Source organism: Sutcliffiella cohnii (genome assembly GCF_002250055.1).
Lineage (GTDB): Bacteria > Bacillota > Bacilli > Bacillales > Bacillaceae_I > Sutcliffiella > Sutcliffiella cohnii.
On sequence record NZ_CP018866.1, the window covers coordinates 2,459,842 to 2,485,481 of the forward strand.

Here is a 25,640-nt window from a genome sequence, read left to right on the forward strand (position 1 = left end):
TCTTTTTCTTTTAGCTCATTTTATTAATCTTCTATTTCGATATTTATGTGTGAATAAAGTCATATTACATTACACGTTTAAACATTTTTTCTAATTCATACGTACTATAATGTATAATAATTGGTCTACCATGCGGGCAAGTAAAAGGATCCTTTACTTTTCTTAATGTTTCTAGCAAGGAAAATATTTCATCTTCCCTTAAATGATGGTTTGCTTTAATTGCCGCTTTACAGCTCATCATAATTGCTGCTTCTTCTCTAAGTTTTGCCACATTAATTTTTTTTGTTTTTAAGATTTGTTCCATCATATCTTCAATTATTTCTTTTTCCTCACCCTTTGGAAACCAAACAGGATGTGATCGAATAATAAATGTTTGATGACCAAAAGACTCTAAGAAAACACCACATTCGGAAAATAAGTGTAGATTTTCTTCTAGAAACATATATTCTTCAGGCGAACACTCAATCGTTATCGGTACTAATAAATGTTGTACAGAACGGTCAACATCACCTAATTTATCATAGAAGTATTCATAATTAATACGTTCTTGAGCTGCGTGCTGGTCAATTAAATATAGCCCTTTTTCATTTTGAGCAATAATATAAGTCCCGTGCATTTGCCCAATTGGATACATCGTCGGTACTCTACTTAAACGTTCCTCTTCTTGAACATAAGTAGGAAGTCTATCTTCGGAAAATGTTTCAACTTTCAATTCGTTTATAATATCCGTTTCTTCATTTGATGTCCATTTTATCTCTTCTTTAATCGTGCTATCACTATTAAACTGTGAAGGTTGATCATAGTCTGGCAAAAAGTTCTCGTTACCATCTTCTTTAATTTGTGATGTTAAATGGATTTCCTTCTTTACTGCTGGTGCTGCATCAAAATTAAAGGAATGTTGCTCTGTTTCGCTTTTTACAGTACTAAAAGATTTAGAAGGAGTTACAGTTGGAATTAGCTCTTTTGATTGAAATGTCCGTTTAATACCTTCAACAACAAGTTCGTAAAGTTCATCCTCTTTACTTATTCTCACTTCTAGTTTTGCAGGATGTACATTCACATCCACTAATAATGGATCCATTTCAATTTGTAAGAACACAATTGGGTGACGACCAATCGGAAGTAACGTATGATAACCAGCTTGTATTGCACGATTTAAGACGAAATTTTTCACAAAACGACCATTAATAATAGTAGATATATAATTTTTAGACGCTCTCGTTATTTCAGGAAGCGCTAAAAAACCAGTAACTTTAAAATCTAGTGATGATATGTCGATCGGAATCATTTTTTTCGCAATAGACATTCCATAAATGGAAGCTAATACATGCAATGTTTGTCCATTTCCGTTCGTGGAGAATATTTTTTTCCCATTATGTGACAAACGAAATGCAATTTCCGGATGAGCCAACGCCAACCTGTACACGATATCTGTAATATTACCGAGCTCTGTATTTATTGTTTTCATATACTTTAAACGAGCAGGTGTATTGTAAAATAAGTGAGATACTGTAATATCTGTACCTTTACGAGCATTAGAAGGCTCGGTAAGTTCAACTATACCGCCTTTTAATTTCACATAAGTTCCAGCTTCTTCACCAGTGCTCGTCGTTAGCTCAAATATTGAAACAGAAGCAATACTTGGCAATGCTTCTCCACGGAATCCTAGTGTTCTAATACGAAAAAGATCATTTTCATCTTTTATTTTACTAGTAGCATGACGATAAAATGCTTTAGCAACATCGTCCTCTTCCATTCCATCTCCATTATCTAATATGCGAATCTTCGTTAGTCCAGCTTCTTCTAATTCAATTTGAATAATGGTTGAATTTGCATCAATTGCATTTTCTACTAGTTCCTTTACAACAGAGGCCGGACGTTCGACTACTTCTCCAGCTGCTATTTTATTTGATAACTGTTCGTTGAGCTGGATGATTTTCCCCACTACTTTTCCCTCCTACTTTTTTAGCACCTTATGCAATTCGTATAGTTGATTTAGTGCTTGCATAGGTGTCATGTCTAATATATCTATATTTTTTATTGTTTGAATAATTTCTTGCTCTTTTTTCGCGATAGTTGGTGTACTTGTTTTAGACTTACTATCATTCATTTCAAAAAAGGATAGTTGGCTATCATCTTCAAAAACTTTCGTTCCCTCTTGTATTTTTGGACTTTTCTCGCTACTTGGCGTTTCCAATGCTTTTAATATTTCCGCAGCTCTAACAATTACTTCTTTTGGTAAGTTAGCTAATTCCGCTACATGAATACCGTAACTTTTATCAGCAGGCCCTTCTTTCATCTTATGAAGGAATACTACTTTTCCATTTTTCTCTACGACACTCACATGAATATTGAGCAGCTTCCCTAAAGCAGTTTCTAGTGACGTTAACTCATGGTAGTGGGTCGAAAATAATGTTTTTGCCCCTATTTTATTGTGTATATATTCGATTAAAGATTGCGCTAACGCCATTCCATCATACGTAGATGTACCTCGGCCAATTTCATCAAATAAAATTAAACTATTTTGCGTTGCATGAACAATCGCATTGCGCGCCTCCAACATTTCTACCATGAACGTACTTTGTCCAGATATTAAATCGTCCGCTGCTCCAATCCTCGTGAAAATTTGGTCGAAAATAGGTAACACTGCTGATTTCGCAGGTACAAAGCAACCTATTTGTGCCAAAATAGCTGTTAAAGCAATTTGACGCATAAACGTACTTTTACCAGACATATTCGGTCCAGTAATAAGTAATATTTCTCGTTCGTTGTTCATGAAACAATCGTTCGGAACATATTCGTTCGAATTTAATACTTTTTCAACGACTGGATGTCTGCCGTCCGTTATCGCTAAAACTCTTTCCGGGCTAAACTCAGGACGAACATATTGACGCTCTTCACTTATTGTCGCAAAACATTGCAGTACATCTAATTCACTAACTGCTTTTGCTAGAAGCTGTACTCTCGGAATAAATGTTTTTACTTTTTCTCTTAAACTTACAAATAAATCATATTCCAGCTGAATTATTTTTTCTTCTGCTTCTAAAATTAATGTTTCTTTTTCCTTCAGTTCTTCTGTTATATACCGTTCAGCATTCGCTAATGTCTGTTTTCGTTCATATCTGTCTTCTTCTAATAAGTGAATGTTAGCTCTAGTGACCTCAATGTAGTAACCAAAAATTCGGTTGTATCCGATCTTTAATGATTTAATGCCAGTAACTTCTCGTTCTCTTTTCTCTAACTCTGCTATCCAAGTTTTCCCGTTTCTTCTAGCATCACGGTATCGGTCTAAATCCTCATTATACCCATCTTTAATAATGTTTCCTTCTTTAACTGAGATAGAAGGTTGTTCTAGTAAACTATTTTGCAGGAGATTGGCTAACTCTTCACAATCATCCATCTTTTGAAGGAGCTCGTCCATATTAGCCGGTAGTTCCGTTAACTTTTCTTTCAAAATTGGTATTTGTTGAAGAGATTTTCTTAATTGAACTAAATCTCTACCATTCACGTTACCAAAAGCCACTCTTCCAGCTAGCCTTTCTAAATCGTAAACTTGTTTTAATAGTTCTCTAATTTCTTCTCTAGCAAAAAATTGTTCTATTAGTACTTCAACCATTTCCTGGCGGTACGTAATTACTTTTAAGTCTATAAGTGGTCGGTCAATCCATTGTTTTAATAACCTTCCACCCATTGCTGTAACCGTTTGGTCTAACAACCATAATAACGATCCTTTTTTACCTTTCGAACGAATTGTTTCTGTAAGTTCTAAGTTACGCTTAGAATATAAATCCATTTTCATAAACTCGTCTATTTGAAAAAATTGAGCTGGTTGTAAATGATCCAAACTTCTTTTTTGCGTTTTTACTAAATAATGAAGAAGTCTATTTACTGTAACTTTTAGTTTTTCTTGTTCTAGTACTTCTGTAATAGGAAGCATATTGTTTAAAGGTTCACAGTTTTCCTCATAAGAAATAGTTAAAGACATTCGTTCCTGTAAAGGTAGTAAAGATTCTGTATTAAAATTTGGTGCAACAACTATTTCTTTCCCACCGATTGAATAAACCTCATTCGATAATTGATTCATACCACCCGTTAATACTGTTACATAAATTTCACCAGTTGATAAATCTGCATAAGTAAAACCAAGTGTATTATCTTCAAACTGTGTTGTAGACAATAAAAAGTTATTTTGCTTATCCGTTAGTCCTTTTCCATCCATAACAGTACCAGGAGTAATAAGCTGAACTACTTCTCTCTTTACTACTCCTTTCGCCTGTTTAGGATCTTCTACTTGTTCACAAATTGCTACTTTATATCCTTTTTCAATTAATTGTTCAATATAGTTAGGTGCAGAATGATAAGGAACCCCACACATCGGAATTTTCTCATCTCCGCCACCTTCTCTACTTGTTAACGTAATTTCCAATTCTTGAGATGCTTTTATAGCATCTTCAAAGAACATTTCATAAAAATCACCAAGTCGAAAAAATAAAAAGGCATCTTCATAGTCTGCCTTTACCTTTAAGTATTGTTGAATCATTGGCGTATAAGCTGCCATCGTAAACCCCCAACTAATAATAAATATTCGTTCTGTTATTCTAATCAATTATAACATATTTCGACGAATTACTTAAATAGTCATGTACTTCCTGAACAATATCGCATCCTTAACAAAAGAAAAAAACTAGGAAGTAATCTCCCTAGCTTTTTGACTATTCTTCATACCCATCCACAATAAAGTCTGGATTTAATTCTTCAAATTCTTCATCGTCAACATCCCAATCAGTTTCTTCTGATAAAGCGTCTGGATGAACTTCTACACATACTTTTGTTTCACCTATTACTTCTGCTAAAAATTCTCTCTCTACTTGTACTGTTACGCTATCACCGTTATCAGCAATACTAGCCTCTAAGCAATTTGGCTGTTGTAAAACACGAGCGACTACTTCAATTTCATCACCTAAACTGTTTTCATCTCTGTATTTAAGCTTCACAACATCAGTGTAAGAAACTGTCTCTGTCACTACTTCTGTCTTTGTATTGTCGCTATGAGAGAACCACGTATTAATGTCGTATGTTCCTTTCACTTCGACTGCGTCTCCTACCTTTTTTGCATTATATTTATGGTTGATAACCCAACAACCTAAAATGCTAGTAGGACGATGTGCAGGTTTAATCGTATGTGTAGACTGCGTAAACTTTCTACCTTTACCTGTGACAGCTTTCGTAATTATTTCTCTGTAGTCAGCCATTCGAGTATGCACCCTCCTCAATACAATGTTCATTTCATCCTATGCGGGTTAAATGACTATTGTGCTTTTAAATTCCCGTATACTCAAAATAAAATCATTTCAGAAATACGTATACTTCATTGTATGCAGCTATAATAGAAAATGTGCCTATTTTTTCAAGCTATGTAAGAAGGTGCGAACCTTTACTTTTCATCAAGGCCATTTAATGAGGAAAGAAAGGTGATTTTAAAACAGTTTAAAAAATAAAAAAGGCGAAAGGAATGGATTCCTCTCACCTTTAAAATATTAATTACAGCTACTTCCTGAACTATTACGAACGAATGATCCTGTTTCTCCACGGAGGACATCTCCACCAGTTGTTTTTATGATCTCATCCGTTACCGTTTTTGTAATGGTAGACGCAACTAATTGCAATAAATCATTAACTTCCTTTTGAGACTCTTTGAAATCTTGAACAATTGGAATCTCGTCAATTTCTTGTAATAAGTTGTCTAATTTTGCTTCCGTTTTTTCTAAAGCTGATTCTTTCCCATAATGTTGAAAGTTTACAGCTTGTTTTTGTAAACTTTTCACACTAGCAATCATTTCTTTTACTTTTTGATTTTCATTAATTTTTTCTTCCGCTTTTGTAAAAAATTCAACTTCTTCTGTTTCTGAAATCATTGTTGCTAATTCTCTTGCCTTTGTAATTATTTCTTGTTTTGTATATTTCGCCATTTTATTTCACCTCAACTGGTTGTTCAACCATTTCCCCATTTAATGTCCATGTTTTTGCTTCTGTAATTTTCACAGATACTATTTGCCCAATAGCAGATTTAGGTGCTCTGAAGTTTACTAATTTACTCTTTTCTGTATAGCCTGAAAGTACTTCGGGATTTTTCTTACTTTCTCCTTCTACAAGCACATTAACAATTTTACCTTCATATTCTTTAAGTTTTTTAGCTGAAATCTCATTAACGATAGCGTTTAACCTTTGTAGACGCTCTTTTTTCACTTCCATTGGTACATTATCTTTCATTTTAGCAGCTGGTGTACCTTCACGTGGTGAATAAATAAACGTATAAGCAGAATCAAATTCAACTTCACGATATAAGGAAAGTGTTTCTTCGAACTGTTCCTCCGTCTCGTTAGGGAACCCTACAATAATATCAGTAGTTAGAGAAGCGTTCGGCATTGCTTCCTTAATCTTACGAACAAGTTCTAAATATTGCTCACGACTATATTTACGAGCCATTATTTTCAATATTTCTGAACTACCTGATTGTACTGGTAAATGGATGTGATCTAATAAGTTACCGCCTTTACCTAACACTTCTATTAAGTGATCGTCAAAATCTCTTGGGTGACTAGTCGTGAAACGGATTCTAGGAATATCAATTTTACGAATTTCGTCCATAAGGTCGCCTAAACCGTATTTTCTGTCTTCAAAGTCTTTACCATAAGCATTAACGTTTTGGCCAAGAAGAGTAATTTCTTTATAACCTTGTGCAGCTAAATGGCGTACTTCCTGAATAATATCTTCTGGACGTCTACTACGCTCTTTTCCGCGTGTATAAGGAACAATACAATACGTACAGAATTTATCACACCCGTACATAATATTGACCCAAGCTTTAATATTACCTTTACGTACTTTAGGGAGATTCTCAATGACATCCCCTTCTTTAGACCATACTTCTACGACCATTTCTTTAGACATATAAGCTTCATTTAAAATATTAGGAAGACGATGAATATTATGTGTACCGAAAATCATATCAACTTGTTGGTAGGTTTTAAGAATTTTATTTACAACTGATTCCTCTTGCGACATACAACCACAAACACCTATCAAAAGATCTGGCTTTTCACTTTTCAAATGTTTTAAATGACCAAGCTCACCGAACACCTTATTTTCAGCATTTTCACGGATTGCACAAGTATTTAGTAGAATGACGTCAGCGTCTTCCACACCGTCTGTTGGTTCATAACCTAATTCTAGAAAAATACCAGCCATCACTTCCGTATCATGCTCGTTCATTTGGCAACCATAAGTTCTAATATAAAACTTCTTGCCTTGTCCTAAGCCATGAAATTCTTGAGATATACTAAAATCTTTATGGTACTTTACTTCTTCTTTTCCACGTTTTTTTGCATCTTTCAAAGAAGGAGCGACATAAACACTTTCAAAAAATTTACTATAGTCCTTTTCGGATTTTTTGTCCGATGGATTTTTTGTTGCAATTTGTTGCGATTCTAACCTTTGTTTCTCGTTCATTTTGAAACTCCTTTCCTTATAACCAAACAAACACTACATTATCATAGTATATAATTTTATCCTAAACTAAACAACCGTAAAAGGATAGTTGTAAAAATATGTCCATATAATGAGTTTCACTAATAAAACATCGACATTACTATAATCATTGGAAGCTAGTTTTGGTAGTGAATGTGCAGAGCTTTTGTAAAATCACGATAGTAAAAGTTGAAAAACCCATCTTACTATTTAGGTAAGATGGGTTATCGTTGTTACATGAATTCTTTAACTAGTTTATTAAATTGTTCTTCTGTTAATTCAATGTTTGATGTTGCTAATGGAGTTTCACTATACCCATGAACAAGATCTTGATAAGATTTTTGTTCCGTATTTTGATAGATTAATCCAGTAACTAATCCGTTATGTTCCATTAACGTTTGCATTGCCTTAACTTTGTTATGCGGGTCATAACCTTCAATATCATTTAACTTTGTTAAGTTTTCTTTAAACCAGTCATACGTGTTTACTTTGTTATATGTTACACATGGACTGAAAACGTTAATTAAAGAGAAACCTTTATGTTGAATTCCTTTTTCAATTAGCGCTGTTAAATCTTTTAAATCTGTAGAGAAACTTTGTGCAACAAATGTAGCACCAGCTGTTAGAGCCATTTCCATTACAGATAAGGAAGATTCAATTGAACCTTGTGGTGTAGATTTTGTTTTAAAACCTACATCACTACGAGGAGATGTTTGACCTTTCGTTAAACCGTAAATTTGGTTATCCATTACGATATAAGTTACGTCAATATTACGACGAATGGCATGGATAGTATGACCTAGTCCAATTGCAAACCCATCTCCGTCACCACCAGATGCAATAACAGTTAAATCTTTATTAGCCATTTTTACACCTTGAGCGATTGGTAGTGAACGTCCATGAATACCATGGAATCCGTATGAATTAATATATCCAGAAATACGTCCTGAACAACCAATACCAGAAATTACTGCTAATTCTTCTGGAACAAGACCAACATTTGCTGCTGCACGTTGGATAGCTGCTTGTACGGAGAAGTCTCCGCAACCAGGACACCAGTTAGGTTTTACACTATTACGAAAATCTTTAAATGTTGCCATTTATAACAGCTCCTTGCACTTCGCGTGAATTTCTTTCGGTAAGAATGGATCTCCATCATACTTCAAGATGCTACTTATTTTCTCAGCATGTCCAACATTCATCTTTAGAATGCTTGTTAATTGCCCTGTAGCGTTGTATTCCACAACAAACACTTTTTTCGCTGCTTTCACATATGGAAGCAATTCTTCCGTCGGGAATGGATGGATTAAACGAACTTGAGCATGGTTTACTTTCACACCGTCATTTTCCAATCTTCCCATTGCTTCTTCGATTGTTCCTCTAGTAGAGTTAAATCCTACTATTAAAACATCGGGTTCTTCATGAGGTGCATGTACATGGATAGGATTATTGAACTTAATGTTGTTTAACTTACGTAAACGTTTATCCATTTGTGCTTGACGATTTCCAGCAACCTCTGAAGGTTTACCTGTTTCATCATGCTCAACACCAGTAACGTGATGGATTCCATTTTTCATACCTGGAATAACACGCGGAGAAACTCCATCTTCTGTTACTTCATATCGTTTAAAATATGCTTTATTTTCAGCTTCTGGTAACTCTTCTGTTACTAACTTACCACGTCTTATTTCTACATTATTATAATCTAATGGTTCTACTGTTTGTTTACCTAATGATAATTGCAGATCTGTTAGTAAAATAACCGGGCATTGATATTCTTCTGCAATGTTAAACGCTTCTACTGTATCAAGAAAAGCTTCTTGGACTGTACTTGGTGCAATAACTACTTTAGGAATTTCACCGTGAGTACCGTAAATCATTGCCATTAAATCAGATTGTTCTATTTTAGTAGGTAATCCTGTACTTGGACCACCACGTTGAGTATCAACTACTACTAGAGGAGTTTCTGTCATTCCAGAAAGACCGATAGCTTCCATCATTAATGATAAACCAGGTCCAGCAGATGCAGTTAAAGCACGAACACCAGCATAGTTTGCACCGATTGCCATCGTACAAGCTGCAATCTCATCTTCTGTCTGAATAACAGTTCCACCAAAATCAGGTAATTTCTTGATTAAGTATTCCATAATTTCAGAAGCTGGTGTGATTGGGTAAGCAGGCATAAAGCGAGATCCTGCCGCTACAGCACCTAGAGCAATCGCATCGTTTCCAATCATAAACAAACGTTGTTTTCCATCAGCTTTTTCTAATTTCATTAAAGGAACATCTTCTGATTGAGACTTAACATATTGTTCCCCAGCTTTAATCGCTTCCATATTCTTTTCTACAATTTGTTCCCCTTTACGTCCGAAAATTTCCTGAACTACTACACGGAAAGATTCGATATCAAGGTCTAAAATTGCAGCAGAAGCACCAACAGCAACCATGTTCTTCATTAAAGAAGTTCCTAATTCAGATGCAATTTCTGTAAATGGAACCGCATACAAAGTCGCTTTTCCGTCTTCAGGAATTGTTGGTTTAAACTTTGCATCAGCAAGGACTACCCCACCTTGACGTAATTCATGATAGTTTACATCAATTGTCTCTTGGTCAAAGGCTACTAATATATCAAGATCGTCTGAAATAGAACGAACTTGTGTTGTACTTACACGAATTTTATTATTCGTATGACCACCTTTAATACGTGAAGAGAAATGGCGATAACCATATAAGTAGTATCCTAGTCTGTTTAGCGCGATGGAAAATATCTCACCAGTACTTTCGATACCTTCCCCTTGTTGCCCTCCAACTTTCCATGAAAGTTGATTGATCATGTGACTTACACCCCTTTAAAAATACATTCAAAATTATTTTAAAATGATTCATCAATAGTGTAGCACTTTTCCAATTAAATAACTATAAATTACGCTTAATAATTCAAAAAATTAAGTTTGTATTGAATATTGGATATGTACTAAACGCTTTCATTTTAGACCTATTCTTTTAAAAATACAATACTTTGTATGAATTTCTTTGAAAAAATTAGAAATTTTTTTAGAAAAGTATGAAAGCGCTCCCTGTTTACTGTATTTTTCTAGTTTCCTGGGAATTTTCTAACGAAATTGTCAAATAAAAACTTTTGAACTTGTGTATCAGTATAATAATTTAATAGAATATTAATTAAATTCTCATATTCTGAAAAGGTACTTAATCCTTGAACAGTTTCTGTGATGCCATCAAAGTCAGAGCCAAACCCAACATTATTTTCTCCGCCTAGTGCACATACATGATCAATATGCTTTATAATATCAAATACAGTTGCATTTCCATTTTCTACTAAAAAGGGCGGAACAAATGTTATACCGATAACCCCGTCTTTTTCTATTAACATCTTTATTTGTTCGTTCGTTAAATTCCTCGGATGATTACAAATTTCTTTTACGTTTGAATGTGAGGCAATAACGTGATTACCTAATTCCATTACTTCCCAGAAACCTATTTCTGAAAGGTGAGAAACATCTGTCCATATGTTATGTTTATTGTTTTCTAACACTACTTCTCTTCCGAAGTTCGTTAGCCCAGCACCTCTTCTTTCTAGAACGCCGTCAGCTACTTCATTAGCAAAGTTCCATGTAAGACCTATCGAACTAACTCCAAGGCGGTACAATGCCCTTAAACGCTCTATACTAGAACCTATTGATTCACACCCTTCCAGCGTGAGAATAGCTCCTATTTCCTCTTCTTTTAAGTGATTGATATCTTCTTTCGTACGTATTAGTTTTAAGTTTGGAGTTTTGTTTATTATTTTTTCATAGAAAATATCAATCATTTGAATTGCAACTTCAAACGCATGAATTTTTACGTTTTCTGGTACGTAAATAGCGAAACATTGTATTTTTGATCCGCTAGATTTTAATTGTTGTGAAGTTATGTGCAATTGAGGACTGTTATGAAATGAAATGGTTGGGTCTAACCACATTTTATAAAGTACATCACTATGTGCATCAAAAATTTTTGTGTTCATTGTATCTCTCCTAAATAATAATAATCCTACTTCGAAAATAGGTTAGCGGTTTGAAGTTTGTCCGTTTCACTTCGCTACGGGAACTTGCTTTCCGCGGGCGTGGCTTGAGCCTCCTCCTACGCTTCGCTCTCGAAGAGGTCTCAAGGCTCACGCGTCTCCCGCAGGAGTCAAGTTCCCTCCGCTGCGTTCCACTCACGGTTATCGTTATTAACGATAGTCATAGCCTATTTTCATATTCATACTGTGGTGGTGCAAAATTTTGGCTTGCATCTACTTTGAAAATACACTGCCGTTAGAGTTTGTCGGTTCACTTGGTTGACTCGTTTGCTTTCGCGGTACCGTCTTTTAGGCAGTATTACATCTGGGCATAAAATCAGCCTGTTTGCATGACGCAAACAGGCTACGTAAAGATTTTATCTCGGTTCCACAATGAGTTTTATAGCAGTCCGTTCTTCCCCATCAATTAATATGTCTGTAAAGGCGGGGATGCAAATTAAATCTACTCCACTTGGCGCTACAAATCCTCTTGCAATTGCAACTGCTTTTACCGCTTGGTTTAGTGCACCTGCACCAATTGCCTGAATTTCTGCAGCACCTCTTTCTCTTAATACACCTGCAAGAGCTCCTGCTACAGAGTTAGGGTTGGACTTGGCTGAAACCTTTAATATCTCCATTTCTAGTTCCTCCTTACATTACAGTATCCGTGACTTATTGTAGAGTACAATTACTGAAAATAATTTCATTGATACTATATTCAGAGATTTAGAAATGTATTCCTGCTTGTATATGTTTAATTTTTATAATTTTCGAATAACTGTGCTATTCAAAGAAAATATGGTCATCATTAATGATGATTGGATTAATAGATTTCGCCTTTCCATCTTTCTTATCCAGTTCTATAATGACGCCATTCAATTGTGTTCTTCCTTTTGACACTTCAAATCTAACAGGTAAGGCGGTTAAAAATCTTTTTAGTACTACTTCACGGTCCATGCCTAATATTCCGTCATAAGGACCTGTCATGCCTACATCCGTAATATATGCGGTACCGTCAGGCAAAATGCGATTGTCATTTGTTTGTACATGTGTATGTGTACCTACTACTGCGCTTACTCTGCCGTCTAAATACCAACCTATAGCTTGTTTTTCACTTGTAGCCTCACCGTGAAAATCAACAAAAATATAAGGGGTTCTTTTTTTCGCTTCTTTTACTAGTTCATCCGCTTTTAAAAATGGACAATCAATCGGAGGAAGAAAAGCTCTACCTTGGAGGTTAATGATCGCAATTTCCTTACTACCAAAAGGTACATATACAATCCCTTTTCCAGGGTTTCCTTCTGGAAAGTTAGCGGGTCTTATTAAATATTTCGCATCATCTATAAAATCAAATATTTCTCGATTATCCCATGAATGATTACCTAAAGTGATAACTTGCGCACCGGCTTCTAAAAAACCTTGATAAATCTTTTCCGTTATTCCTTTTCCACCAGCAGCATTTTCTCCATTCACAATTGTTACATCTGGTTTATATTTATTTCTTAATTTAGGTACGTACTCTTTCACCATGTCTCTTCCTGGCGAACCAACTACATCCCCAATAAACAATATTTTCATATAGATCAATGTCCTTCCTTCTATGTAATGCTTTGTTTTTTATAGTTTGGCATACAATAAAGTAATTATCAAATAGAAATGCAGAGGCGCATCGCTCTGACCCGTACAAACTGGACTAGTCCGGTAGGAGATAAAGGAAACACAACGAGCTGTAAAGCGAGTTGATGTTGACTTATCGTACGGACGGACTGGGAAGTTTGATAGGGTCAATGCGCCGGAGCTAGACAAAGAAAAGCGGAGGCGGCTCGCTCTGGCCCGACAAGCATAAGACAGGCGCTGCAGGTGGGCGCTCTTTGCCCACCGGAAGTGACTGGCTTATGACTCGAGGGCCAAGCCGCCGGAGCTAGACAAAGAAAAGCGGAGACGTATCGCTCCGACGAACTGAATTGGTCGGGTAGAAGTTTAACCGAACAACATCTCATTAGAAGTTATCCTCCACATTTACGTATTATCTTTTCCTAAGCGCAGAAAAAAATAAAGTGGCGGAAATCCACCACTTTATTTTGCGTATTCTACAGCTCTCGTTTCACGAATAACTGTTACTTTTATGTGACCTGGATAATCTAGTTCTTCTTCGATGCGTTTACGAATATCTCTCGCAAGTCGATGAGCTTCTAAATCATCAATCGAATCTGGTTTCACCATGATGCGAACTTCACGTCCAGCTTGTATTGCAAATGATTTTTCTACACCTTCATAAGACTCGGAAATCTCTTCTAATTTCTCTAATCTACGAATGTAATTTTCTAACGTCTCACTACGAGCACCTGGTCTTGCTGCTGATAGTGCATCAGCCGCTGCCACTAATACCGCAATAATAGACGTAGGTTCAGAATCACCATGATGGGAAGCAATACTGTTAATTACAACTGGATGTTCTTTATACTTTGTAGCAAGTTCAACACCTATTTCAACGTGACTTCCTTCTACTTCATGATCAATAGCTTTACCGATATCATGTAGTAAACCAGCACGACGAGCAAGCGTTTCATCTTCACCGAGTTCCGCTGCCATTAAACCAGATAAGAATGCAACTTCCATCGAATGTTTTAACACGTTTTGACCGTAGCTTGTACGGAATTTCAACCTACCAAGTATTTTGATTAAATCAGGATGTAAGCCGTGAACACCAACTTCAAATGTTGTTTGCTCCCCAGCCTCCCTAATAAACTCATCTACTTCACGACGTGATTTTTCAACCATTTCTTCGATACGGGCAGGATGGATTCTTCCATCTTGTACTAGCTTATCTAAAGCCATACGAGCAGTTTCTCGACGAATTGGGTCAAATCCAGAAAGAATAACAGCTTCAGGAGTATCATCAATAATTAAATCAATTCCTGTTAGTGTTTCAAGTGTACGGATGTTTCGACCTTCACGACCAATAATTCGGCCTTTCATCTCATCGTTAGGCAAGTTTACAACGGAAACCGTTGTTTCTGCCACATGGTCAGCAGCACATCGTTGGATAGCTAAAGATAGAACCTCTTTTGCCTTTTTATCCGCTTCTTCTTTTGCCCTATTTTCACTTTCTTTTACCATTAGGGCAATATCATGAGAAAGCTCATTTTCAACCCGATCGATAATGATTGCTCTTGCTTCATCACGAGTTAAAGCCGAAATGCGTTCTAGCTCAGATTGCTGTTTGCGCACCATCTCTTCCACTTTGCTTTCTAATTCTTCAATATGCTGTTGTCTCTCGTTTAGAGAATCTTCACGTTTTTCAAGGGTTTCTTCTCGCTTGTCTAACGTTTCATCTTTACGATCGAGATTCTCTTCTTTTTGCATTAAACGATTTTCTTGTTTTTGTAGTTCGTTTCTACGTTCACGAATATCTTGTTCTGCATCCGTGCGAAGTTTGTGAATTTCATCCTTTGCTTCGAGTAACGCTTCTTTTTTCAACGACTCAGCTTCCCTATTTGCCTCTTCGACAATTTGTTCCGCTGCATTTTTCGCTCCTAAAATTCGTTGTTCAGCAATGGTTTTACGAACATAAAAGCCAACAACTGCACCGACGACTAGACCAAGCAAAGCGGAGATGATAGGTATTAATGCTTCCATAATGCCACCTCCTCTTGCTATGAAATTGTTTCTTGCTAGATTTCATTTGTCGGCATGTACATTGTTTCATCTTTCAATATACTGCTCTAAGGCTTTTAGCTTTTTATAGCTCTTTTATTCTAACAAAATGTAAAATATACATTTTAATTGTAAATGTGTAAATTTTCATTGTCAAGCCTGTCCTCATACAGAAATTACTAAAATACGTCATAATTACAGAAAACATGCCAGCTTTTGAAAAATATTTTGTATTAATTTTATTTTTATGTTTAATATAATGGAAAACATTGTAATAAAGACAACTTTTATGTCTTATCAATAACAGAAAAGGACACCTACTTATAGATGTCCTGATTACTTAACTTATAAAGTAAATTCTTCTTGATCTTCTTCAGTATCTGCAGGTACTACTACGTCTTTATCTAAAGCAAAATGGTCACGCAATTTTTTCGATACTTCTTCCATAATGTGTTTGTTTTCCTTTAGAAACTGTTTCGCATTTTCACGACCTTGACCGATTCGATCTTCGTTATAAGAATACCAAGAACCGCTCTTCTGAATAATATCTAATTCAGATGCCATATCGATAAGCTCGCCTTCTTTTGAAATACCTTCTCCGTACATAATATCCACTTCAGCCGTTTTAAATGGTGGAGCTATTTTATTCTTCACTACTTTAATCTTCGTTTTATTACCTACTGCGTCGCCGCCTTGTTTTAATTGTTCAGCACGTCGTACTTCTAAACGTACAGATGAATAAAACTTTAAGGCACGTCCACCAGGAGTTGTTTCTGGGTTTCCAAACATAACTCCTACTTTTTCACGAATTTGGTTAATGAAAATAGCAATAGTTTTCGATTTATTAATAGAACCAGATAATTTACGTAGAGCTTGGGACATTAAGCGGGCTTGAAGACCGATGTGGGAGTCTCCCATTTCACCTTCAATTTCCGCTTTTGGAACTAGAGCTGCAACTGAGTCAACTACTAGAATATCAACAGCACCACTACGAACTAACGCTTCCGCTATTTCTAGAGCTTGTTCTCCAGTATCAGGCTGAGATAACAGTAATTCATCAATGTTTACACCTAACTTTTGTGCATAATCAGGATCTAACGCATGCTCTGCATCAATAAACGCTGCTTGTCCACCATTCATTTGAACTTCCGCAATAGCATGAAGAGCAACAGTCGTTTTACCAGATGATTCTGGTCCGTATATTTCAATTATTCTTCCTTTAGGATAACCACCAGCACCTAAAGCAATATCAAGAGCTAAAGATCCACTTGGGGATGTTGAAATTTTACGATCTGTTTGCTCCCCCAACTTCATAATAGATCCTTTACCAAATTGTTTTTCTATTTGTTTTAACGCCATATCTAAGGCAGCTTTACGATCACTCACGAAATTTCCTCCTTTTTCTCTATCAAACTATTAATACTATACCTTTTTTTTCTGTTTTTAGCAACTAAAAAACGAACGTTTATTCGCTTTTTTTTTTGAAATTGTTATCAAAAATACTTTTTTCTATTCCAAAATTTTAAATTTGAGCTTATAAAAATTATTTTCGGCATTCAATTTTTTAATTTTGCATTAGTTAAACGATAAAATGCTTGAAACGATTTTAAACCGCTCAAGCATTTCTATGCATTAATTCTTTTAATAAATAAAAACAACCGTATTTTACTGTTCGTATCCGAATACCTTCCCTAGTACCAGGAATATTCAACTGTTTAACAATCGTTTTACCATCTGGCAAAGACATTCCGATAAATACCGTTCCGACTGGTTTCCCATCTAAATCGCTTGGTCCAGCTACTCCAGTAAAGCTTATTCCGATATCCGTATTCATTAATGATTTAATTCCGTTTGCTAATGAGCTAGCGCACTGTTCACTTACTGCTCCATATTCTGATAAAACATTGCTTGATACACCTAATACTTTTTCTTTTACTTCATTTGTGTAACAAACAACAGCCCCATCAAATATGGAAGATGCACCAGAAAATTGTGTTATTTCTTCTCCAAACATTCCTCCAGTTAAACTTTCAGCACTACTAATAGAAACATTTAACTGTTTTAGCTTTTGAAATAATACAGAAAAGATGGTGTCGTCATTATATCCGTAGTGAAATTCTCCAACTATAGATAAAATATCTTTTTCCGTATTATTTAATAGCTCATTCGCTTTATCGATTGATTGATGTTTCGCTGTAATCCTAAGTGTTACTTCATGATCTCCAGCAAGTGGTGCTATCGTTGGATTAGTTTGAGAATCAATTAACGATTCAATTTCAGTTTCTAATTGGGATTCCCCTATTCCGAAAAAACGTAATACTCTCGAAATAATATGTTCACTAACATCCACTTTCGAAGCTAATGATAGTTTTCCATATGATAGAAACATCGGTTGCAATTCTTTGGGCGGTCCAGGTAATAGCATATAAGTATAACCCGCCTCTTCCACAACCATTCCTGGTGCCATTCCGTAATCATTTGGAAGCACGTGAGAACCTTCGAGGACCAGTGCTTGCTTTTTATTATTTTCCGTCATTACTCTTTTTGTTTTTTGAAAATATTCTTTAATTGAAAACAAAGCTTCCTCATCCATCACTAGTTTTTTTCCTAGAATTGATGCGATTGTTTCTTTCGTTAAATCATCTTTAGTAGGACCTAAACCACCAGTAAATATGATTAGATTTGACCTTTTTTTAGCAATTTCAATCGCATGCTTTAATCGGTCTGCATTATCTCCTACGACCGTATGAAAATATACGTTAATACCAAGCTGAGCTAGTTCTTTTGAAAGGAATTGTGCGTTTGTATTACATATTTGACCTAATAACAATTCTGAACCTACTGCGATAATTTCAGCATTTTTGTTCATACAGACCCTACCCCTTCTAAGTTATACAACCTTATTATTTTGAATTAATAAGTGCTGTACGGTTCTTATAAAAATAGTCCCACCCTGAAATGATGGTAAATATCATCGCTACCCATAAGGCTATTCTATCAAAAGGGACTCCGATAAATTCAAAAGGAATATTATGTAATAGCAAAGCTGAAATAGCTACTATTTGTGCCCATGTTTTAATCTTCCCTAACATATTCGCAGCAACAACTTCTCCCTCTCCAGCTAAAACAAGACGTAAGCCTGTCACTGCAAACTCTCTGCTTATAATAATGATTACTATCCAAGCAGGTGCCATTTCTAATTCAACTAGTGTAATCAGCGCGGCTGAAACTAATAGCTTGTCTGCTAGAGGGTCTAAAAACTTCCCTAAATTTGTAACTAAGTTTAGCTTTCTAGCGTAATATCCATCGACCCAATCCGTTACAGATGCAAAAATAAAAATGACTGCACCTACAAGATGTGTATAGGGAATAAGGACATCCCCGATTTGGAGCGTACCCCAATCTAAGGGAGCAAGCATTATAATTAAAAATATTGGAATTAGTAAAATTCGTGATACGGTAATTTTATTTGGTAAGTTCACAGTGATTCCTCCTAACCTAATCTGCCTTTAAACTATACAAGATGTTTGTCATTTTGTCTAATCTTTCCTATGTACTTGATGATTAAAAAAAAGAGAATGGTGACTCCATTTCTATTATCGCCATAAAACACACTTTATCATATTAAAACTAAGAAAAAAGCCATCCTAAAAAGATGACTTTTTACTGTTGCTCTTCTTTCTCAAATTGAATTCTAATTCCTTGTGTAATTCCTCCATCAGGAAACTCAAAAGGCTCACCATTTATCGTTAGAGTTAGAAATGTGACATTACCTATGTTAAAGTAAATCCCTTCCTCATTGGAGAAATCAAATTGTTCACTTTCTCCCTCTTCAAGAGTTCTACTTAAAAACACGTTTCCTGCGAAATTTTCAACTTGAAGCCACGGTCTACCAGTAGCATTTAATTCGACGTTAAAGCTTTCCGTCCCAGTTAGCGTATATGTGTAGTGACGTCCAGATTGGTTTGTTAATTGAAGTTCCCCTTGGCCCCCCACTTCCTCTTCTTCCTCTGGAGTTGGCTCTTCTTCCGTATTTTCTTCTTCATCTTTGGAATCTGGTTGTGTGTCAATTACTTCTGGGTTTGTTTCTCGTTCAACACGTAATCCACTGTCCACATCGTTATTATTATCCGTTGCGTTATTGCCTGACTTTTGGAGAAATTGCCAAAATACTACTAATAGTACAATTGCTCCTAGTATTAATAATAATTTAGGTAATAGTTGAACAATTTTCGAATCATCCTTCGGTAAATGTCTTCTTGATTTTACCCTTGATAACTTTTCAGGGATATCTTGATTTACATTTACAGGAATGTCTGATTTATATTGTTCAAAAATTTCATCAGGCTCTAAACCAACTGCCTCCGCGTACTGCTTAATAAAAGCACGCACATAAAAAGCTCCTGGCATCATGGAATAGTTACCTTCTTCTATCCCGACTAAATATCTTTTTTGTATTTTCGTTACTGCTTGTAAATCATCTAATGACATATCTTTTGCTATTCTAGCTTCTTTTAATCGACTGCCTAGTTCTGTCAATTGGTAACACCTTCCAAATATTAAAAATCAAATCCTCCAAACGGGTTTTCGTCAAACATCCGATTTGATTGAACTGGTTCATATGTAATTTCCTCATCGGGGTTCGTTCTTAATTCAATAATGTAATCAAAATCTTGCAATTTATACTCTGTGTTTTGTACAAAAATATCTGGGTGCTCTACTACTTTCACTGCAGACAAGCTCATGATTTCCCTAACTAACTGCCAATGCTTCTCGTTCGCTCTTTTAGTGGAAACAATTCCATCAATAATGAACAAATTATTTTCATCATATTCGTCTTGAATTAATTGGCTTCGAATAGTTTGCTTCAAAAGAGTACTGGAAACGAAAAGCCATCTTTTATTTGCACAAACGCTAGAAGCAACAATAGATTCTGTTTTACCGACTCTAGGCATTCCTCTTATCCCTACGAGTAAATGACCTTGACGTTTAAATAGCTCAGCCATAAAATCGACGAGTAAACCTAATTCGTCTCGAACGAAACGAAAAGTTTTTTTATCATCGGCATCTCTTTGAATGTAACGCCCATGGCGGACCGCTAACCGATCGCGAAGCTTAGGTTCTCTTAATTTCGTTACTTTTATCGTATCCATTGTATTTAAAATTGATTCTAAACGAACAATTTGTTCATTAGTTTCACTTAAAAGGAGTAGTCCTCGTCTAGAATCATCGACTCCGTTAATGGTCACAATATTAATAGATAGCATCCCCAGTAATGAAGAAATATCCCCTAATAATCCAGGTCTATTTTTATTTATTTCATACTCTAAATACCACTCTTTTTTGATCATCCTACCTCTCCTATCTATTTTGTATATTATTTGAGGCATTCATGTATGTAATCTTATCTTTATGATAGCTAATTTCAAAATAATAAGGAAGTGAAATGTTATAAATAATAAAAGTTTTTTATTATTAAAGACAGATGTGTTTACGGAGAATGGGAAAAAAAGCGTTATATGAAGTGTAAAGGGAAAATATCTTAAGCGGAACGAATTGTTGGGTATAGTAGTGGCAAATAAGTCAATATATATTGGAGTCAAGATTCCATTTTCTATTTCTACAACTTCTACAACATTAAAAAAGAGAGGTTGGCTCCTCTCTTAAAGTGTCCCTTCGTTTTGAACAAGTTTTACCATCATATTCGCAATTGCATGTTGTTCTTGTTCGGAAGCTACTCTCCAAAGGTCTGCTAAAACTTTTTCTTGTGGGTTTTTAGCTTCTACTTCTTGCGCTAAATAATCACCAATTTCAAATGCTAATTGCGAAATTGTATTTTGATCTAATCCTTCTGATTGAGCATGATGTAAACGATCGCCTAAAAAGTCTTTCCATTGATCCCAATTTTCTAAAACAGACATTGTTCTTCCTCCTTTAATACTGTACTTCAAAAGTTAGTATGCGTAGAGAAAGATTAAATATACATTATTCCATATTATTCCTTAATACCACCCACCGTTTACTGATAAAACTTGACCAGTTATATAGCTAGACTTATCGGAAAGAAGAAATGAAACTGCATCAGCTATTTCACTAGGATATCCTAATCGACCAATTGGAATTTCTTCCGTCAAATCCATTAATTCTTCTGTAGAAAATTGGTCTAACATTTGCGTATTGATAGCACCTGGCGAAACCGCATTTACTCTAATGCCACTAGGGGCCACCTCTTTAGCTAACGCTTTTACAAATGCAAGTTGACCTCCTTTTGTCATGGAGTACAGCACTTCACATGATGCTCCTATCTCACCCCAAATCGAAGAAATGACGATAATATTCCCGTTTTTATTTTTTATCATATTAGGAAGATAGTTTTTTGTAACATCATAGAGTGATGTAATATGTAAACGAATCATTCCCTCCATATCGTCCTTTGAAATATCAGTCATTAACCCGTAATAGCTAATACCCGCATTATAGATAATGGTTTGAATTGGTTGGCCAATTTGATTTTTTAGCGAATCAACACCATTTATATCGGATAAATTAGCTTGAACCGCTTCTAATGATTCTTCGCCAAATTGCTGTTTTAATTCCTCTATTGCATCTTTATTCTTGTTATAATGCAAATAAATAAAATAACCATTTTTTAATAATTGCGAAGCGATCGCCTTCCCTATTCCACCACTAGCACCAATAAGTAATGCTGTTTTATTCAAAATACATCATCCTTTAATTGAAAAAATGAAGAGAGCCCCTTAATTAGGCGCTCTCTCATTATAACTTATCTTTTACTAATACAAACAATTATTGTTGGGTGAACAAACTATTTAGGTACTATTTGAAAAACAGTAAATGCTTTTTCATCTAATATCTCATTCGCAACACGTTTTACATCCTCGGATGTTATTTTTTCTAACTGAGGGATTACTTCAAAAAGATCCATTTCATTAAAAGCGTATCTTGTAAATTGATTGGCAATAAATTCAGGTGAATTGATCGCTCTTAAAAATGAACCTATCTTTTTCTTTTTAGCTCGATTTAGTTCATCTTCGTAAAACGCTTCATTTCGGAATTGGAATAATATCTTCTTTAATTGTGCTTCTAATTCATCTGGTTTTTCTGTATCGCCACCAATCATTGCAAAACCAAAGCCTTTTTCACCTGTATAGTCAAAAGAAAATGTTTCATCAATTAAACCGTCTTCATATAGTTGCTTGTAATGTTTCGAGCTCTTACCAAAGAGTAAGTCTAAAATGATATTCACTGTTAACTCATGCTTTAATAATTCGGTTCCTTGTCGATTTGGACTAACTTCTTTTAAGCCAACTAAACATTTAGACGTATGGACATTCATTTTTAACACTTTCTTCTCTTCCGCTACTGTAGCAGGTTCATCTTCAAAATGACGAGAAATTTCCTCTGCAGGTTTAAACTCTTTTTTCGATTGATTATCTTTTATAAAATTCATCATTTTATCAGGATCCATTGCCCCAACGACGAAAAGTAACATATTACTTGGGTGATAAAATGTTTCATAGCAGGTGTAAAGTAAGTCTGCTGTAATGTTTGCAATAGATTCTTTCGTCCCAGCAATATCAATTTTTACAGGGTGATGATGGAACATATTTTCAATTAATCCAAAGTAATTTCTCCAATCCGGATTATCATCATACATTGTAATTTCTTGACCGATAATTCCTTTTTCCTTTTCAACTGTTTGTTCCGTAAAATAAGGTTCTTGTACAAAGTTTAATAACGTTTCAAGATTTTTTTCAACTTGGGTTGTACTTGAAAATAAATAGGCAGTTCTCGTAAAAGAAGTAAACGCATTTGCAGAAGCTCCCTGCTTACTAAAATCTTGAAAAACATCACCATGCTCTTTTTCAAAAAGCTTATGCTCTAAAAAGTGGGCAATTCCATCTGGTACGGTTAAAAATTCCTTTTTCCCTAATGGAATAAAAGCGTTGTCGATGGAACCGTACTTCGTCGTAAAGGTAGCATAAGTCTTATGAAAACCTTCCTTCGGTAATAAGTACACTTTAAGGCCATTTTCTAGTTGTTCGTAATATAATTTCTCTGCTAGTTGATCAAATACAATCTCTCTCATCATTAATCCTCCTTTCCTGTTAAAAAGTAAATAGTATCTAATTGAATTTGTTTTGCTACGTTAATAATATCTTCTTTCGTCACGTTCTCTATATTTGAAATAATATCTTCAATCGCTTTTCTATCTATACTGCCAAACTCATTATTATAAAGTATTTCAACTTGGCCTCTAGGTGTATCAATTGTTTCTAATATTTGATTTTTTATAACAGCCTTTGTTTGCGCAATTTCATTATCAGTAAAGTTCCCATTTTGCATTTCTACCATTTGTTCTTTTATAATCTTCACTGCTTTTTCATAATTACTAAAGTCAATCCCAGACATAACAAGTAAAAGCCCTTTATGACTTTCCACTCTTGATGCAGCGTAATATGCTAAACTTTCCTTCTCTCTCACATTAATAAATAATTTTGAGTGAGAAAATCCTCCGAATATACCGTTAAATACTTGTAATGCAGGATATAAAGAGTCATTGTACGTTATGTTCGTACGATAACCAATATTTAATTTCCCTTGTTTAACATCATCTCTGTCTATTACTTCATTTTCGCTAGTAACATTTTTCCCTTTATTAACTTCATGCAAGCTTTTTTGACGACTTTTAAGTGGGAAAGCTTTCTCGACAAAATTAATAACTTCTTCTTCATCTAAATCACCGATAGCATATAAATGAATATCATCTGTATTTAAAACTTGTTCATAGTATTCATATAAATTTTGAGCAGTTATCGTATCCACATCGTCTTTCACACCATTAGCAGCTAATCGATAAGGCTCATTTTTACACATTTCTTCCACTAATCTGTGACTGGAATACCTCATTTTATCATCATAAATAGATTGGATTCGTTGTTTTAACGTACGCTTCTCGTTTTCAACAATCGATGATGAAAAGTAACCGCCTTCTACTAATGGATTTAATAATACATCTGCTAATAAATTGATCGCTTTTTGTAATAAAGGGGTGGAGTCTTTTAAAAATTTTTCATTCGCGATATCTATTCTAAATGTAATAATATGGAATTCACCCTTTTTACTTAAATCTACATTTAGAGTAGCACCGTAGAGCTCATCTAAATAGATCCTTAACTCCGTAGATGTTTTATACGTATTGGTGGCCGTTTGTAAAACATATGGTAATAGTGCTCGTTTTGTAACATTTTCTTCTGTTAAGGCAGACTTTAACTTTAATACTAATGTATTCGTTTTAAATTTCGAAGTATTTAATGTATGTAAAGTAATTCCGCTTAATTCGTGCATTGTTTCATTAATAAGCTTCAAATAATTCATCCTCCTTTTTATGCTTCTTTTATTTTATGTAGAAAAGCATAATAATATTTTTTCAAGATCAAACAAATTTACTCATATATCCAATATAACGTTATATTAGTAAATTTTTCAAGTGAACACATATAGGTTTACATAATAATATTATGGTAATCAAAATGAAAAAAGGTAACAATTAATGTTACCTTTAAGTTCTTTTACGTAAAACATGAAAGCTAAATTGATCTGCACGAAAATAGTTTAACGAATATAAAACCGGCTCATCGTTTTGATCGTAATGCATTTGTTTTAATACTAGTAGTGCCGTTTCAGGCTCACATTCTAGAATTGGAGAAACTTTTTCGTGAAACCCTAATGGTTCTATTTGTGCAACTGCGTATGATATATATCTGCCTGCTTCATCTTCTAGTAAGTGTAAAAGCGATTCATTTTTATTATATTGATAATTTTCCACAATGTTTGTTGGGATTTTATCAATACAATAAACAACAGGCTGTCCGTTAGCTGTTCTTACCCGTTCAAAATAATGTACTTGTTCTCCTTCAAGTCCATTAAACTTTTCATTGTCATCATCAGTAGGATTTTGAATAGTAGATGATATATGAATCGTACCTGGTTGCATACCTGCATCTATAATCATATCTGTAACACTATTTAATTGCTCAATTCCAGATGAAAAAACTGGCCTAGGGCTAACGAAAGTTCCAACACCATGTCTTCTAATGACGAAACCTTCTTCCTCTAGAACACGTAGCGCTTCTCTTAATGTAGCCCTACTTACACCAAGCTGCCTAGATAATTCAAACTCAGAAGGTAGTTTTTCTTTTTCTCTATAAACATTATTTTCTATATCTTGTTTTAATCTATCGACTACTAATAAATATAGATGTCTACTATCTGGCCTAATCGTCATGTTGACTCCCCCACTAACTTACATTAAAAACGACATTTTACTATCCCAACTAAATATATCATTTTTCTAATAGAATGAAAATATAAA

21 protein-coding genes are annotated in these 25,640 nt (G+C 34.9%); all 21 read right to left on the bottom strand.

Features of this window, described 5'->3' with window-relative positions; genetic code table 11:
- Window positions 1–64: 64 nt before the first annotated feature.
- The gene (mutL, locus tag BC6307_RS12240) at window positions 65–1,945 is read right to left on the bottom strand and encodes a DNA mismatch repair endonuclease MutL (protein ID WP_066416536.1); all 1,881 of its coding nucleotides are present in this window, start codon (window positions 1,943–1,945) and stop codon (window positions 65–67) included.
- A 12-nt stretch (window positions 1,946–1,957) separates the two neighbouring features.
- Entirely contained in the window at window positions 1,958–4,558 is a 2,601-nt protein-coding gene (gene mutS / locus BC6307_RS12245) for a DNA mismatch repair protein MutS (RefSeq protein ID WP_066416533.1), read from the bottom strand.
- 154 nt (window positions 4,559–4,712) lie between these two features.
- Window positions 4,713–5,252 carry an outer spore coat protein CotE gene (locus BC6307_RS12250; protein WP_066416530.1) on the bottom strand — a complete coding sequence of 180 codons (540 nt, stop codon included), beginning with the start codon at window positions 5,250–5,252 and terminating at the stop codon, window positions 4,713–4,715.
- Between the two features lie 285 nt (window positions 5,253–5,537).
- Window positions 5,538–5,969 (bottom strand): YlbF/YmcA family competence regulator, encoded by a 432-nt coding sequence (locus tag BC6307_RS12255; protein WP_066416528.1) that lies wholly within the window; start codon window positions 5,967–5,969, stop codon window positions 5,538–5,540.
- Window position 5,970: 1 nt separating this feature from the next.
- The gene (miaB, locus tag BC6307_RS12260) at window positions 5,971–7,509 is read right to left on the bottom strand and encodes a tRNA (N6-isopentenyl adenosine(37)-C2)-methylthiotransferase MiaB (protein ID WP_066416526.1); all 1,539 of its coding nucleotides are present in this window, start codon (window positions 7,507–7,509) and stop codon (window positions 5,971–5,973) included.
- Between the two features lie 251 nt (window positions 7,510–7,760).
- Window positions 7,761–8,627 carry a 2-oxoacid:ferredoxin oxidoreductase subunit beta gene (locus BC6307_RS12265; RefSeq protein WP_066416524.1) on the bottom strand — a complete coding sequence of 289 codons (867 nt, stop codon included), beginning with the start codon at window positions 8,625–8,627 and terminating at the stop codon, window positions 7,761–7,763.
- Window positions 8,628–10,361, bottom strand: coding sequence for a 2-oxoacid:acceptor oxidoreductase subunit alpha (locus tag BC6307_RS12270; protein ID WP_066416521.1), 1,734 nt, complete (start codon window positions 10,359–10,361; stop codon window positions 8,628–8,630). It abuts the gene before it with no gap.
- Between the two features lie 260 nt (window positions 10,362–10,621).
- A complete protein-coding gene (locus BC6307_RS12275; protein ID WP_066416517.1) occupies window positions 10,622–11,551 on the bottom strand; it encodes a dipeptidase in 930 nt (309 codons plus the stop codon).
- Window positions 11,552–11,964: 413 nt separating this feature from the next.
- The gene (gene spoVS, locus BC6307_RS12280; RefSeq protein WP_003211281.1) at window positions 11,965–12,225 is read right to left on the bottom strand and encodes a stage V sporulation protein SpoVS; all 261 of its coding nucleotides are present in this window, start codon (window positions 12,223–12,225) and stop codon (window positions 11,965–11,967) included.
- 145 nt (window positions 12,226–12,370) lie between these two features.
- Entirely contained in the window at window positions 12,371–13,165 is a 795-nt protein-coding gene (locus tag BC6307_RS12285) for a TIGR00282 family metallophosphoesterase (protein WP_066416602.1), read from the bottom strand.
- 498 nt (window positions 13,166–13,663) lie between these two features.
- Window positions 13,664–15,226 carry a ribonuclease Y gene (rny, locus tag BC6307_RS12290; RefSeq protein WP_066419642.1) on the bottom strand — a complete coding sequence of 521 codons (1,563 nt, stop codon included), beginning with the start codon at window positions 15,224–15,226 and terminating at the stop codon, window positions 13,664–13,666.
- A 363-nt stretch (window positions 15,227–15,589) separates the two neighbouring features.
- On the bottom strand, window positions 15,590–16,630 hold the full coding sequence (gene recA, locus BC6307_RS12295; RefSeq protein ID WP_066419640.1) for a recombinase RecA: 1,041 nt from the start codon (window positions 16,628–16,630) through the stop codon (window positions 15,590–15,592).
- A gap of 229 nt (window positions 16,631–16,859) precedes the next feature.
- Complete coding sequence (locus BC6307_RS12300; protein ID WP_066419637.1) at window positions 16,860–18,113, bottom strand: competence/damage-inducible protein A; 1,254 nt, start codon at window positions 18,111–18,113, stop codon at window positions 16,860–16,862.
- A 34-nt stretch (window positions 18,114–18,147) separates the two neighbouring features.
- Entirely contained in the window at window positions 18,148–18,726 is a 579-nt protein-coding gene (gene pgsA, locus BC6307_RS12305) for a CDP-diacylglycerol--glycerol-3-phosphate 3-phosphatidyltransferase (protein ID WP_066419635.1), read from the bottom strand.
- A gap of 181 nt (window positions 18,727–18,907) precedes the next feature.
- Window positions 18,908–19,783, bottom strand: a complete 876-nt coding sequence (locus tag BC6307_RS12310) for a helix-turn-helix domain-containing protein (protein WP_066419633.1) — start codon at window positions 19,781–19,783, stop codon at window positions 18,908–18,910.
- Between the two features lie 20 nt (window positions 19,784–19,803).
- Window positions 19,804–20,595: a DUF3388 domain-containing protein gene (locus BC6307_RS12315; protein WP_066419631.1), complete on the bottom strand. Its 792-nt coding sequence runs from the start codon at window positions 20,593–20,595 to the stop codon at window positions 19,804–19,806.
- A 312-nt stretch (window positions 20,596–20,907) separates the two neighbouring features.
- Window positions 20,908–21,165: a DUF3243 domain-containing protein gene (locus tag BC6307_RS12320; protein ID WP_066419630.1), complete on the bottom strand. Its 258-nt coding sequence runs from the start codon at window positions 21,163–21,165 to the stop codon at window positions 20,908–20,910.
- An 81-nt stretch (window positions 21,166–21,246) separates the two neighbouring features.
- Window positions 21,247–21,963: an elongation factor P 5-aminopentanone reductase gene (gene ymfI / locus BC6307_RS12325; RefSeq protein WP_066419628.1), complete on the bottom strand. Its 717-nt coding sequence runs from the start codon at window positions 21,961–21,963 to the stop codon at window positions 21,247–21,249.
- 107 nt (window positions 21,964–22,070) lie between these two features.
- A complete protein-coding gene (gene yfmH / locus BC6307_RS12330; RefSeq protein WP_066419626.1) occupies window positions 22,071–23,354 on the bottom strand; it encodes an EF-P 5-aminopentanol modification-associated protein YfmH in 1,284 nt (427 codons plus the stop codon).
- A gap of 2 nt (window positions 23,355–23,356) precedes the next feature.
- The gene (gene yfmF / locus BC6307_RS12335) at window positions 23,357–24,613 is read right to left on the bottom strand and encodes an EF-P 5-aminopentanol modification-associated protein YfmF (RefSeq protein ID WP_235858237.1); all 1,257 of its coding nucleotides are present in this window, start codon (window positions 24,611–24,613) and stop codon (window positions 23,357–23,359) included.
- 214 nt (window positions 24,614–24,827) lie between these two features.
- The gene (locus BC6307_RS12340) at window positions 24,828–25,553 is read right to left on the bottom strand and encodes a GntR family transcriptional regulator (RefSeq protein ID WP_066419622.1); all 726 of its coding nucleotides are present in this window, start codon (window positions 25,551–25,553) and stop codon (window positions 24,828–24,830) included.
- Between the last annotated feature and the right edge of the window lie 87 nt (window positions 25,554–25,640).